Annotated in this window: 12 protein-coding genes and 1 pseudogene; 7 read left to right on the forward strand and 6 right to left on the reverse strand. The window is 58.0% G+C overall.

Annotated features, from left to right (window positions below; genetic code table 11):
- Window positions 1–182 precede the first annotated feature (182 nt).
- Window positions 183–482, reverse strand: a complete 300-nt coding sequence (locus ASD01_RS06700; protein WP_034803404.1) for a hypothetical protein — start codon at window positions 480–482, stop codon at window positions 183–185.
- 153 nt (window positions 483–635) lie between these two features.
- Between ASD01_RS06700 and ASD01_RS06705 the strand changes: the two genes are divergently transcribed.
- From ASD01_RS06705 to ASD01_RS36495, 4 genes are all read left to right on the forward strand, one after another.
- Window positions 636–1,196, forward strand: coding sequence for an NADPH-dependent FMN reductase (locus tag ASD01_RS06705; protein WP_060643684.1), 561 nt, complete (start codon window positions 636–638; stop codon window positions 1,194–1,196).
- Window positions 1,197–2,190: 994 nt separating this feature from the next.
- On the forward strand, window positions 2,191–3,417 hold the full coding sequence (locus ASD01_RS06710; RefSeq protein ID WP_082584575.1) for a low temperature requirement protein A: 1,227 nt from the start codon (window positions 2,191–2,193) through the stop codon (window positions 3,415–3,417).
- 297 nt (window positions 3,418–3,714) lie between these two features.
- Complete coding sequence (locus ASD01_RS06715) at window positions 3,715–4,587, forward strand: alpha/beta fold hydrolase (RefSeq protein ID WP_060516698.1); 873 nt, start codon at window positions 3,715–3,717, stop codon at window positions 4,585–4,587.
- Between the two features lie 486 nt (window positions 4,588–5,073).
- Complete coding sequence (locus ASD01_RS36495; RefSeq protein WP_244495199.1) at window positions 5,074–5,913, forward strand: sigma-70 family RNA polymerase sigma factor; 840 nt, start codon at window positions 5,074–5,076, stop codon at window positions 5,911–5,913.
- A gap of 31 nt (window positions 5,914–5,944) precedes the next feature.
- Here ASD01_RS36495 and ASD01_RS37365 read toward each other — a convergent pair whose 3' ends face one another.
- From ASD01_RS37365 to ASD01_RS37515, 5 genes and pseudogenes are all read right to left on the reverse strand, one after another.
- The gene (locus tag ASD01_RS37365) at window positions 5,945–6,583 is read right to left on the reverse strand and encodes an HD domain-containing protein (RefSeq protein WP_063979492.1); all 639 of its coding nucleotides are present in this window, start codon (window positions 6,581–6,583) and stop codon (window positions 5,945–5,947) included.
- Between the two features lie 2 nt (window positions 6,584–6,585).
- Window positions 6,586–7,011 carry a CBS domain-containing protein gene (locus ASD01_RS06735; RefSeq protein ID WP_060643685.1) on the reverse strand — a complete coding sequence of 142 codons (426 nt, stop codon included), beginning with the start codon at window positions 7,009–7,011 and terminating at the stop codon, window positions 6,586–6,588.
- A pseudogene (locus ASD01_RS37370) lies at window positions 7,002–7,139 on the reverse strand (DUF2934 domain-containing protein); the annotation flags it as partial. The gene ASD01_RS06735 and the pseudogene ASD01_RS37370, both read right to left, overlap by 10 nt.
- 1,360 nt (window positions 7,140–8,499) lie before the next feature.
- Window positions 8,500–9,090, reverse strand: a complete 591-nt coding sequence (locus ASD01_RS06745) for a DNA-3-methyladenine glycosylase (protein WP_371814169.1) — start codon at window positions 9,088–9,090, stop codon at window positions 8,500–8,502.
- Window positions 9,091–9,550: 460 nt separating this feature from the next.
- Window positions 9,551–9,781: a DUF2934 domain-containing protein gene (locus ASD01_RS37515; protein WP_034798762.1), complete on the reverse strand. Its 231-nt coding sequence runs from the start codon at window positions 9,779–9,781 to the stop codon at window positions 9,551–9,553.
- A 310-nt stretch (window positions 9,782–10,091) separates the two neighbouring features.
- Between ASD01_RS37515 and istA the strand changes: the two genes are divergently transcribed.
- From istA to istB, 3 genes are all read left to right on the forward strand, one after another.
- Entirely contained in the window at window positions 10,092–10,961 is an 870-nt protein-coding gene (gene istA, locus ASD01_RS36510) for an IS21 family transposase (protein ID WP_280138771.1), read from the forward strand.
- 198 nt (window positions 10,962–11,159) lie between these two features.
- The gene (locus ASD01_RS36515; protein ID WP_244495200.1) at window positions 11,160–11,498 is read left to right on the forward strand and encodes a Mu transposase domain-containing protein; all 339 of its coding nucleotides are present in this window, start codon (window positions 11,160–11,162) and stop codon (window positions 11,496–11,498) included.
- Window positions 11,495–12,286: an IS21-like element helper ATPase IstB gene (gene istB, locus ASD01_RS06760; RefSeq protein ID WP_156623621.1), complete on the forward strand. Its 792-nt coding sequence runs from the start codon at window positions 11,495–11,497 to the stop codon at window positions 12,284–12,286. Before ASD01_RS36515 ends, istB begins: the two co-directional genes overlap by 4 nt.
- The last annotated feature ends 61 nt before the right edge of the window (window positions 12,287–12,347 follow it).

Below are 12,347 nucleotides of genomic sequence, written 5' to 3' on the forward strand. Positions count from 1 at the left end.
AGCGAAACGGCCGCGCAGGCATGGGAAAATTCCTATGATCGAGCGGTTCTATTGATGCACCCCGCAAGCGATCCAGGATCTCTCCGGATCGTGTGTAAGATGGCTCCCTCCTTGAGGACCGTCTTTTTTCAGCCACGTCTTTTCGAGTGCGCTGCACCGTCGCAGAGAGCAGGTGGGCACAGTTATCGTCGCCTCAAGAACGCGCTCCAGATATAACCTGCAACACCCGCGGTGATCAGAACCGGCGTGAGATGACGTCTGATACCGCTTTCTACCGTTTCTAAAACAACGGTCGCCTCGAGCGCCGCCAGTCTGGAAGTCCCGTCCGCTATGGCGATGAGGCGCTCGCGAAGCCGGGCCACGTCGGCCCGCAACACATCAAGCTGCTCTCTTTGCGTCGCCAGGCGTGGTGTCTTGAGAACCTTTGGCAGCGGGTCGTCACTCAACGACAAAATATCGCGTTCGCGCGGCTCGTCACTCATTGTTTGGTCCTCCTACGCCCGGTTTTTCTCAACGAGGAAAGGCCGCCCGTTGTTCCCTCGTTTTACCTTCCTCAGCGTTGACAATGTGCTTTTGAAAGCGGCGCCGGGTCCACGATGGCTTGCTGGCTGCGGAATTTTCACTATCCTTGAGGAATGAGGATACTAGGAATTTCAGGAAGTACGCGTCGGCTTTCCACCAATTCGGCCTTGTTGAGGGCTTTCCAATCCCTCGCTCCAGCCGATATCACCATTGAAGTCTTTGATAACATTGGTGAGCTGCCGATCTTTTCTCGCGATCTGGAGGGCGCAAACGCCCCAGAAAGCGTCATCCGCTTCGTCGAGAAAATTTCGGCAAGTGATGGGCTAATCATCTCCAGCCCCGAGTATGTTCGCACCATTCCCGGAGGCCTCAAGAACGCCATCGACTGGCTTGTCTCGGGGGAGGCCGTAATCGCAAAACCGATAGCCCTCATCCACGCTTCGCACCGAGGCGACGACATGCTCGCAGCGCTGCGCACCGTCCTTTTGACATTAAGCTCAAATTTCTCCGAGACGATTTTCTTCCGGCTTCCCGTTATGAAGGAGACGCCAGACGCAATCATGGAAAAGCTCATGGACCCCGCTCATCGTCCGGCGGGGGAGAAATTCCTCAAGGATTTTGCATCGTTTTGCCGAAGCCAGAACGGGGACGTCCCTGACGTGATCGCTATTTGACCAGCGGCGAGACGGACCACAACCCAGAGCGCTGTGGCTCCGTATTTCGAAAGTCGCATAAAGGCTATTGTTCCTGCGAAATATCCTGCCCCAAACACTTCCCCGGCGCAGCTGAACGTGGCAAAACGCGCCCTTCCCGCCTCCCATACCAGTAGCGGCCACTTCCCGATCAAGCACCAATTCAGATGAGCCGATTTCTCAGCCCACAGGTTAATGCCTGTCAAGCTACTCATCTGCACTCAAGGGATTTCATCGCGATATCCTCATTAGCCACAGGGTTTAGCCCGGATGGGCAAATGGAGTTCCGGCAAGCGGTGTGATAGCGAGCACCAGTCGTCTTCGGACGGGGAGGAGACGGCCAGAGGCCTGGCGCTCCAATCATAGCGACAGGCCTCGCCTGGGGGTCCTTTGGCTAGTTCCACGAGGACGCAAGCGGTTTACGTCTCGACAGGAATAGAGGCGACCATTCACACACGGTATGATCCCGACAGGGGAGCAGAATGGGGTATGATTGGAACGGCGCGCGGATACGTCGGATGAAGGCTGTGCGACTTGGGACCGTGGTAGCGCTTGCAGTAGTGTTGATTTCGGTAGCAGCTCAGGTTGTATCCAACGCGCTATAGCGTGCAAGCCGAGGCCTGGCGTGCATATGCGTTGTATCGAGGTGACTGTAGTGCGGACGCGTGAAGATCGTTGACCTTGCTCAGCCCTCAGACGAGCAAAGTGCCGCTTTGCGCCTTCTAGCTCGGATCCCGCATGAAATGGAGTGTGTGGACGGCTCTCCAGGGGGTTTCGGTCGGAATGGGCATCATCAACGCCCCTGGTCCCGCTTAGCGAGCGAGGCGAGCGAGCGGCTCCTTCAACCACGGGAATAGTTGTAAGCGACCGTGCTCCTCTTCAATCCCTGCAGAGGGGCCTTCTCCTCATCGAGTGGGATATTGCTGGAACTCCGTACCGCTCTACCTCTTTCTCCATCTCGGGCGGAGGAAGAGTAATGCACCAAGCGTCGCGACATCGAGCGGCAGAACCGACAGCGGCCAAGGGGGCAGCAACTGGAGATCAATGGATAAGGAAGGCGGACGCCGACCAGACCAGAGCAAGCTTTCCCGAACTGTTCTTCGACCTCGTTTTTGTGTTTGCTCTGGTCCAGCTCGCAAAGACACTTGCGAGCGACTTCGGCCCCACAGCCCTTGTCGAGGCGGCGCTGCTCATTCTTGCGATCTGGTGGATCTGGATTCACACGACCTGGGTTACAAACCTTCTCGATACCGAGCAAAATCCAGTACGGCTGATGCTCTTTCTCCTGATGTTTGGGAGTATTCTGCTGGCTATCGCCTTGCCGGACGCGTTTGGAGACCATGGATTTGCATTTGCGGTCATCTACTGCAGCATACAGATAGGGCGATCGCTTTTCATGCTCTACGCCTATCATCGCGTCGATGCGGCCTCTTTCCTGACGTTCCTGCGGATTACCCTCTGGCTAGTCCTTGCAAGCGCCTTCTGGCTTGTGGGTTCTCAAATGGAGACGACTCCGCGAATTGCATTCTGGAGTACCGCTCTTCTCGTCGAATATCTGGCTCCGGCCCTGCGGTACTATCTTCCTGGCCTGGGGAAATCAGCGCCCGAGACGTTGGACGTTTCTGGCAAGCATATGGCAGAACGTTGTGCGCTGTTCGTAATCATCTGCCTCGGTGAAACGATCCTGACGACCGGCCGCAACGCCGCAGAGCACATGGCGGACGACATGACCTTCGCTGTCTTCTGCAGCGCGTTTTTAAGCACCGGTTTTATGTGGTGGATCTACTTCCATCACGGCCAGGAAAAAGCCGCCAACAAAGCGGAGGCGACGTCGAAACCCGAGACATTGGCGCTCAATCTCTTCACATACGGCCACCTGCCAATTGTTTCTGGCGTCATCCTGACGGCAGTAGGAGAGGACTTCAGCCTGTCCCATGCCAAAGATGAAACCACGATGCAAACCGCTCTGGCGATACTCGGAGGCCCGGCGCTTTTTTTGGCTGGCAACATCTGGATAAAGTTGGCCGCGGCGCACCAGTTCCCGATTTCGCACATTGTCGGGTTCGCGATCCTTGCCCTTGCTGGAGTGCTTTCTGCGCTTGCCGCCAATTATCATCTCCAGTTTCTGGCGACAGCGACCCTCTTTGGCGTTGCCATTTGGGAGTATCTGGCATTGCGTCGTGCTTCGGCTTCGACGGCATAACCGTAGCGCGAAGACGGCCGGCATAGCCGATAATCGAGACTAGGAAGGCGCGCCGGCGTCAGCAACATTAGGGCGCGGATCATTTGTCGCTTCAAGATATATGTGCACGATATTGAAATTAAATGCGCTTTCGCCCTTGCGGCAACCTTCGGGTATCCAGCATATTCGCTCGCCGGTTCCCCGAAAGGGAACAACCGGCGATGGTACCAGTTATCTCCCGGTCACGAGCGGCTGCGCTTGTTGGTGATCGGTCGATGCCCTTCGAAAGCAGTCAGCTCATCCTGCGGAGGATTTGCTATGGACACGCTGGTACGGCATCGGCGGATCATGGTTGCCGGCATTGAGGTCTTCTATCGGGAAGCTGGACGACAAGATGCTCCGGTTATCTTGCTCCCGCACGGATATCCGTGTTCATCCTACGAGTTTCGCAATCTAATGCCACGGCTTTCCGACCGCTGGCACCTGATCGCTCCGGATTTCCCCGGTGCGGGCTACAGCGGGACGCCGGAGGATTTCGACTACAGCTTCGACGGCTACGCAGCCTTTCTGAGCAGCTTCATCGACGCGCTTAAGATCGATCGCTTCGTTCTTTATCTGCACGATTTCGGATCGCCGATCGGAATTCGCATGGCCATTCTACGGCCGGCATCCGTCGTCGGGCTCATCATTCAGAACGGCGACATCCCCTATGAAGATGCCTTGGGCCCCAAATATGCAGACATTGAAAAGACCTGGGCGCTTCCGTTGCCGGAAATGAAACGCACGTTGGCCGAGGCGGTGACCGAGGAGATTTTCCGGGAAGAGTTCCTGAACGACTTGAAGCCTGATCTCGCAGAGGCCATTCCTCCCGACCTATGGAAACTGCATTGGTCGCTCATGACACCAAAGCGGAAGGAAATCGCCGTCAACCTGATCGCAGGTTTGAAGGAGAACCGGTCATGGTTTCCGCAACACCGCAGATATCTGGCGGACCATAAGCCCCCTGCCCTCATCGTCTGGGGACCCAACGACCACTACATGCCGGAGAAATCTGCCCGAGCATATCTCCGCGACTTGCCGGACGCCGAACTTCATTTCATCGATGGCGGGCATTGGCTCCTGGAGACCCACCTGGATCAGGTAGCGCTGCTTATCCGTGATTTTCTCGCGCGGATTCACAATCGGCGGTAACCTGCCGGCCAGCTTCGACAATCGCGCTTTTACGGCGCCGTGCGTTCCAACAAACGCTCAAAGGATGAGAGGCTGCGCGACTGCCCAGACGTCGGCTGGAACAAGCTGTCCACCTGGCAGTTAAACGGCTTGGAGCCACATCGACCTACAATGGACGTTTAAGGTTAGTGATGCAGCTGCATCGACGTATGCCCGACGCGCTGCGTCCGGCATCCTGGACACCCTCGCGATCCAGTATCACCGGCTTGTTCCAAAGCCGGTCAACCTCCAAATCCATCATCCCGAATGCCTCCTTGGTGGTCACCGGCCATCAGACTGCTCTGGGACCGACGACCGCGAACAGGTTGAAGAAATGAAGCTTGGCTATTCCGATCTAGTCCGATCGCCGGCGCGTAGTTCGGCACGGCTGACAATGGTCCTCAGCTCCTCGCTAAGAGCATTTTGGGAGGCGAACGCCATTCCCGGCACGACACCTGGATCTTCCTCGTGGCCTTGGATGACAAGGTCATCGCGAAGGTGTTCCATCAATTTGTGCCAGTAATCCGGATCGCCTGCCGCGATCGTCATAAGCGCGGTCAGGATCTTGCGGTGGGCCATCAGTTGCATTTCAAGCGCTTCCATCGGGAACCTCGCTTTCCGTTCGAGCAGCCTTCAAGATCTTCGTGCAGGCACATCCACGACACGAAACAAAAACAAGCGCAGGGGGCGTTGGTTCCCGGCCGGCGCTGCCTTAAAGCCCAAGGGAACTTAATTGTCGGCCACGCATTGACTAACATTGAAATCCGGCAACCCCGAAAGGCAGCTACAATGCCTTCTATTCCAGTTCTCGACGATCAGACGCGGCCGCTTGAGACGCAGGTGGTCGATCTGATCCCGGCCTTGCGCGCATTTGCGCGAACCTTTGTCAGTTCAAGCTTCGAGGCTGACGATCTCCTGCAGGAAACGCTGTTTCGCGCGTTGCGCGGTATCGATGGTTTTCAACCTGGAACAAATCTCAAATCCTGGCTTTTCACAATCATGCACAACGCGTTTCGCACGCAGTACAAGCTGCGTAAGCGCGAGGCGCCGGGTGCCGTCAACTGCGCCGACCTTCCAATTCCCATTCCGGCCCCGCAGGATTGGTGCGTGTTGAATGGCGAGTTGCGTACCGCCCTCGAGGGGCTAGCACCCGACCACAGGGAAGTACTTGTACTCGTTGCCGGATACGGCCTCAGCTACAAGGAGGCAGCTGATATGTGCGATTGTGCGATCGGCACGATCAAGAGCAGGCTCAGCCGTGCGCGCGACGAACTTGCCTATCGCATGAATGGTGTTCCGCTCGAGTGATCGAGCCTTGCGCCCCGCTGACGACAATCGTTCATAACCGGAGAACAAGATAGATCAAAGCGGCCGCTGCCATTCCCAAAAGCAAAGCAAGCCGTTTTGCAACGCGATCGGCGGCTTCGCGGCGGATTTTGCAAGCCTCACCCCGAGCTGATGACGCGGCGATCTTTCGGTCGGCGGACTCACTTTCCGCCCGATGACCGTCGTACGCTGCGGCAGCGTCGAGCAGAACCAGTCTTCGCCTATACTGCGTCCCATCCTTGCCTTGCCTTTCCACTTGGGAGAGATTGTCCAAAAGGTCGGCGCGTTTTACGACAGCTGCAAGCGCGTTTGACGCAGCGCGGATCGTTAAGGCATCCTTAGTTTCCCCAGTGCGGTGCGTCAGGCTTTCAACGGCGGCCACCACCTCCGGGGAAAAGCCAGAATCGAGCAGTCGCTCCGATGTCCACCCAGGCGCCTTTTCGACAACGTCATGAAGAAAGGCAACACTCTTGGCTTTGTCGCCGTCAACGGCCTCGGCCACCCGTTGGCAGTGGCGGATATAGGGTTCTCCAGCCTTGTCTAATTGGCCCGCGTGCGCGTGAAGGGCGACTTCTCTCGCCCACACACGCTCCTCGGATGCAGAGAGAACGGGAGGGCGCCACGAGGGGCGCTGTTCGGGGACGCCGGCCATCGCTACTGAGTCCGGTTATGTAGCCCATCGGGGCTCGTCACGCTCCGCAAGCCTATCCCGGCAAGGGAAGGGTCCCGTCGCGCTGCGTCAGCCAGCGAAACGATGCCGACAAGCCGCTTGTTGCGGTCAACGAACGGCAGGTGCCGGTTCTGCGCGTCGCCCATGTTGGGCGCAACATCGGACACCTCCTGGTCATCGAAGCAGTATTTGACGTCGGCCGTCATGATCTCGGCCACGCGCGCACGATCGTCACGCCCGTCACCCACACAACGCTCTGCGAAAGCCCGATAGGTTATCATCCCAACCAACCGATCGTTGTCGCCAACGGGAAGAAGGCCGATACGGCTCTCGGCCCCTTCCAGTGCGATGGTGGTATCCTCGGGGCTCGCAACGCACACATCCTTGGTCATAATGTCAGCTACTCGCATGGGTCTACTCCGCCCTCTGGTTCCGTCTGTTCCGCCGCTCGGTCGTGCGAGCGCTCTCTCGTCGGTACGTCACCCTCCGGCCGTCCCTCGTTCGCCCAGATTTCATAGGCACGCCGGCGAATGAGTTCTTCAGGCTTTGACCCACGGCCAACCGGTCAACCGCGTATTTGTTCCAGGTGGGGACTACCGGACCGTTACCGGAACAATCAGAGCCGCGACGTTTCGCTGTGCAACCCGTTGGGCAGTTAAGAAAGAGAGCGGAGGTTTTGATGACTGTTGCTAGTCATAAGATTGGAATTGCATCCGGACGCTGCGAGGTCAATCTGCGCCAGCGGCAGGTCGATCTAGGCGACAATTACAAATATTCGCTCCCGGAAACGGCCATCGCCAAGGTAAGCGGGGGCCGGAGTCGAGGAAACGGGCCGCGAGACTTCGTTCGCCGGGGCATCCAGATCCAGGACGCTGTCAGCGACCGCCTCACCGATGCCACCTAGATCGACGCCTCTGAGATCGAAGTGTCTTTCAACCACGGGGAGGTGTTGATGCAAGCCTTTGTCGAAACGGAATGGGCAAGGCGCCGCGTTGCCAGCGTGTCCGGCGTAACTTTGGTTCAGAACGATCTGCGCATCACCTGGCACGTCCGCGAGGTGTCGGGAGGGCCGGGAGGCGCTCATTGCTATGTAGAACGCAATGCTCAGCAGGTACTGCGGTATATCTGCCCATAGATCAGCCCCTGATGGATTGCCACCATTCTTCTTTCAGCGTCCTCGAGCGAATAGGCCTCGAGCGTCAACGCCCAAAGGCGGTCGTCCATCCAGTACTCCACTCCGTAAAGATACATCGTCCGGCCAAGGCTATCATGTGAGGCACAGTCCGGGTCAGGAGCATCTCGTGTGGCACGTGCGGATTGGAGATCGATAATCACTGGTAAAATCCTCTTTCGACCCGCCTAAAACGATCTGCCGGGGCGACCTGCGCGGCGTTTATCAAGATCAAACCGGCCGGGGGTCTGATGGTTCCGACATTTCCCACGTGCGGCTCTCATATCGCCTAATTGACCGAGCCACTCCTAAGGGTCGCAAGCTCAAGGTGGACCCCGAAGCGTTGCCAAGCAGCTGAAGAGAGGCGTCCTTTGTTTGGTCGAGCTTTAAACGCCGTCCTTCGAGACGGTCACCTAGTATCCAAGATCGATTGCGCCCAGCACCGTCGCCATTACGAAAACGTCCGGCTCGCCTCCTGTAACAACAATCGTTCCGACACTTCCAAGCCCGAGTGTTCTTTCCAACCTCCCCGTGATCCGGGCGAATAGGTGCACTTGTCGAGAATGCGAGCGGGCGGAATCAGGATTTGCACGTTGGGGCGCATATCAAATCGCTTCAGTCGTTCTCGAGGATCATCGCGATGGCTAAATCTGGAAAGCAGACATCGAACAGGTCTTCCAGCATTTATGACGAGAAGCCCTACGCCCCCGCAAAATGCCGGCCAGTTCTAAACTGGAACGGGATCGGGAAACGGGTGGCTCAAAAAGGCAGAGCCTTGCGCTCCGAACCGCCACCGCACGTCGGCAGCCCTCGTGACCCCAATACGAGGGCCTCGGCAGACATCCGTTTCGCCCTCCCCAACAGTGAGATAAAAAGGGGCCGCAAAGAGCGATCGTCCGTCAAGATGGCGGGTCACTCCGAGAGCTTGGCAAAGGCGTCCCGGCCCCGCGCACAAGACGGTTTCCCTGGCTGTCCCGCGCCTGATCCGCATCGTTCCAAGGCCCGTTTGCGGCTCGATCGCTCGGAGCAACACCGCGCTTGCGTTCTCGCAGACGAAGTTGAGGCACCAATGCAAACCGTAGGACCGGTAGACGTAAGCGGTGCCGGCGGGGCCGAACATCGCGTTGTTCCGGGCAGTTTTCCCAACGTAACTATGAGAGGCGGGATCCTCCCGCCCGTAAGCTTCCGTTTCCACGATCTTGCCGCCGATCCCATTTACTTCCAGAATGACGCCAATCAAAGCCTCCGCGACGGAAACGGCATCGCGCCCAAAAAATGCTGGAGTGATCCTTTCCATTTGGTTGGGGTCGTGTCGCATGTTTACTCGCTAATCTTTTGGACTGCTTCAAGGCGTGGCATTGTCGAAGGCGGCGTTCGGCTGGTGCCAGAACCGTCTCGATACTCGAATACGTAGGCCGTGGGGTCCTCATTGCCGGCCACAGCGGCAGGCGCGACTGCACCCATTGCTTCGGGCATCGGATTCATTCAGCGCCGTAGCGAAATAGGCGGTTTGGACAGCAGCGCCTTGGCATGGGCGATAAGCGGCTTCGTCATCCAGGCCCATTCGATTTGGCCACGTCGGGTGATGGAATCACCGCCTCTTTCCCGTGTGTACCTCACGCACAGGAAACTTCGATGCTAGCGATCTGCACGAAGATCAGCCTGCATTGTCCTAGGGGTCCTAGGAAACAAGCGCCTGCTCTTTCGATCGCTCTTCCCAATGCGCCGACACCGCTTCGATACTCAGGTCCTTTCCCAGTCTGGTCGTAGGAAGAGCACTACTCCGCGTCCTCCGACGGCCGCCCGGCTTCCCCGCGCGGCGCGGTGGATGGAGCAACAATGGTGCCAGTTTGATCATCCCCGGTTTGACTGTTGGGAGGCAGACGCTCATGTTCCGCAATCTCCCTACTTGCTTGCTCCCAATGCCGGCGCTCCTGGCCCTCGGGGCGCCCCTCACGCTCCCAAATCTCGTAAGCGCGTCGCCGGATGAGTTCGTCTTTATCGTTCATGTTCAAGTACCTCCCTGCAGCCGTTGATCACTGAACCGAATACCGTCGCGTTTGTTCCAGCGCAGGCACAAGGTTGCTAGGAATTCACTGGGCACCGCCTCAGACGAGGCGCCCGGGCATCCTTATCCAATATGTTGTCAGGCGACATGTAAAACTGGTCCGGTAGCGACACCTAAAACTGGTCCCCCTTTCAGACCTTAGGAGGGACTAATGGACGTTGAGACAGGTACGANGTTGTCAGGCGACATGTAAAACTGGTCCGGTAGCGACACCTAAAACTGGTCCCCCTTTCAGACCTTAGGAGGGACTAATGGACGTTGAGACAGGTACGAAGATCTCCGCGAGATTGGCGCGGAGAGAAGCGATGCTCGAACCGGACGAGGTGACTGCGATGCTGCGGCTCAAGAAGCTGGGGTGGGGCACGCGGCGGATCGCGGCGGAGCTGGGATGCTCGCGCACGACGGTACAGCGATACATCGAGACGGGTGGCTGGCGCGGGTATCGGCGAGCCCGCCGGGAAACGCAGCTCTCGAAGCATGAAGCGTGGGTCCGTGAGCGGTTCTTTCGCCATGGCGGCAATGCTGATGTCGTGCGGCAGGATCTGGCTCGAGAACTCGGCATTGAGGTCAGTCTGCGCACGGTTGAGCGAGCGGTCGCGGGGTATCGGCAGCAGTTGGCGGCATCGGCTTTAGCGACGATGCGCTTCGAGACACCGCCAGGCCATCAGATACAGATCGATTTTGGCGAGAAGCGAATGGAGATCGGAGGCGAGAAAGTCCGCGTCTACATCTTCGTGGCAACGCTTGGCTATTCGCGTCGCACATACGCGACGGCGTTTCTCCACGACCGTCAGTCTGCCTGGTTCGATGGGATGGAGGCAGCCTTCAGGCATTTTGGCGGTGTCACAAGCGAGGTCCTTCTCGATAATGCTGCGGCATTGGTAACACGGCACGACGCGGTGACCCGCGAGGTCGTGTTCAACGATCGGCTGCATGCCTTCTCCCGCTATTGGGACTTCCGTCCTCGCGCATGTGCACCATACCGGGCTCGTACCAAAGGCAAGTACCGGGCTCGTACCAAAGGCAAGGACGAGCGAGGCGTCGGGTATGTGAAGCACAACGCACTTGCCGGACACAGCTTTGACAGCATGGAAGGCCTTCATGCGCGGCGATCAGGATGAGACGGCGGCGACAATCTGGATGAGACTCTTATGTCGCGGTCGGGATGAAAGTATCATGCTGATTGTCGCGCTATAGCCTTCACCTGCACCTTGCGTGGTGGATGCGCACGGTTGCCGATCTTCGATGCCATGGCACGACAGGCGAACCACCACTTGAGCGCTTTGTYCGCGACGAAGCTATGACGCTACRCCCACTAAATGGCAGGCCACCATTTCGTCAGATCCGAGCACGCCGATTGCGCCGTTGAGGTCGACACCAACGCCTACTCAGTCCCGTGGCGGCTCATCGGCGAGATTGTCGAGGTGACGATCAGCGGTGGCCAGGTCCGCGTATTCCATGCTGGTCAGCTTGTCGCGAGCCACGCCGAGTCACACGGGCGTCATCGTCGCCTGACGGATCCCGCCCATTTTGTCGGCGTCAGCGGCTTCGGCATGCCTGTCAAGCAAGCCGCGCAGGCCGATCCGCCCGCTCCCAAGCTGCCCGAACTTCTTCGCCCACTGTCGGAATATGAGCGGTTGATCGGAGGGCAATGGTGATGGCAGTTGATCACGACACGCTGATCGGCTGGCTGAGCCGGCTGAAGCTCACCGCCATCCGCGACCAGCTCGACAACCTTCTTGACGAAGCCTCGCGCGCGGATCTCACCATTCGCGAGACGCTCGCATTCCTGTGCGAACGCGAGATTGCAAGGAAGGACGAGAGACGCATCATCATGGCGATGAAGATCGCGCATTTCCCGCATGCACGAGATCTCGAGGGATTTGATTTCGAGGCGCAGCCCAGTGTCGATCCGCAACAGATACGAGAACTCGCCACCGCCCGTTGGGTGGCAAATGGTGATGCCTTGCTGCTGCTCGGTCCACCTGGCGTTGGGAAGTCCCATCTCGCGATTGCGCTTGGAAGAGAGGTCATCCGTCAAAACTACACGGTGTTGTTCACAACGGCGCAGGCATTGGTCGCAACGCTCGTGAGAGCACATGGCGAAGGACSCCTGGAAGAACGACTTGGGTTTCTCGCCAAGCCCAAGCTGCTCATCATCGACGAGCTTGGCTATCTTCCACTCGAGCCCAATGCAGCCCACTTATTTTTCCAGCTCGTATCGAGGCGCTACGAGCGGGGTGCAATGCTCGTCACCTCCAACCGCAGTGTCGGAGAATGGGGAACAGTGTTCGGCGACCCCGTCGTGGCAACTGCTATCCTTGATCGGTTGCTGCATCACAGCCACGTCATCACAATCCGTGGCGACAGCTACAGGCTACGAGAAAAGCGCCGTAGCGGGCTTCTACAGAAGTCCACGACGGCAGCCGGTATGGAGAGTAACTAAACACCCTTGGCGGACCAGATTTGCGTGTCGCCTAAGGACCAGTTCACGATGACGCTTGATA

This window comes from Ensifer sp. Root423, assembly GCF_001426275.1.
GTDB classification, from domain to species: domain Bacteria; phylum Pseudomonadota; class Alphaproteobacteria; order Rhizobiales; family Rhizobiaceae; genus Ensifer; species Ensifer adhaerens.

Bases quoted from the DNA above. Each gene is read 5' to 3' on its own strand.
- ASD01_RS36515 (WP_244495200.1), top strand. From the start codon at position 11,160: ATGGCAGGCCACCATTTCGTCAGATCCGAGCACGCCGATTGCGCCGTT.
- istA (WP_280138771.1), top strand. From the start codon at position 10,092: ATGGACGTTGAGACAGGTACGAAGATCTCCGCGAGATTGGCGCGGAGA.
- ASD01_RS06705 (WP_060643684.1), top strand. From the start codon at position 636: ATGAGGATACTAGGAATTTCAGGAAGTACGCGTCGGCTTTCCACCAAT.
- ASD01_RS06745 (WP_371814169.1), bottom strand. From the start codon at position 9,090: ATGCGACACGACCCCAACCAAATGGAAAGGATCACTCCAGCATTTTTT.
- ASD01_RS06710 (WP_082584575.1), top strand. From the start codon at position 2,191: ATGCACCAAGCGTCGCGACATCGAGCGGCAGAACCGACAGCGGCCAAG.
- ASD01_RS06735 (WP_060643685.1), bottom strand. From the start codon at position 7,011: ATGCGAGTAGCTGACATTATGACCAAGGATGTGTGCGTTGCGAGCCCC.
- ASD01_RS06700 (WP_034803404.1), bottom strand. From the start codon at position 482: ATGAGTGACGAGCCGCGCGAACGCGATATTTTGTCGTTGAGTGACGAC.
- ASD01_RS37515 (WP_034798762.1), bottom strand. From the start codon at position 9,781: ATGAACGATAAAGACGAACTCATCCGGCGACGCGCTTACGAGATTTGG.
- ASD01_RS06715 (WP_060516698.1), top strand. From the start codon at position 3,715: ATGGACACGCTGGTACGGCATCGGCGGATCATGGTTGCCGGCATTGAG.
- ASD01_RS37365 (WP_063979492.1), bottom strand. From the start codon at position 6,583: ATGGCCGGCGTCCCCGAACAGCGCCCCTCGTGGCGCCCTCCCGTTCTC.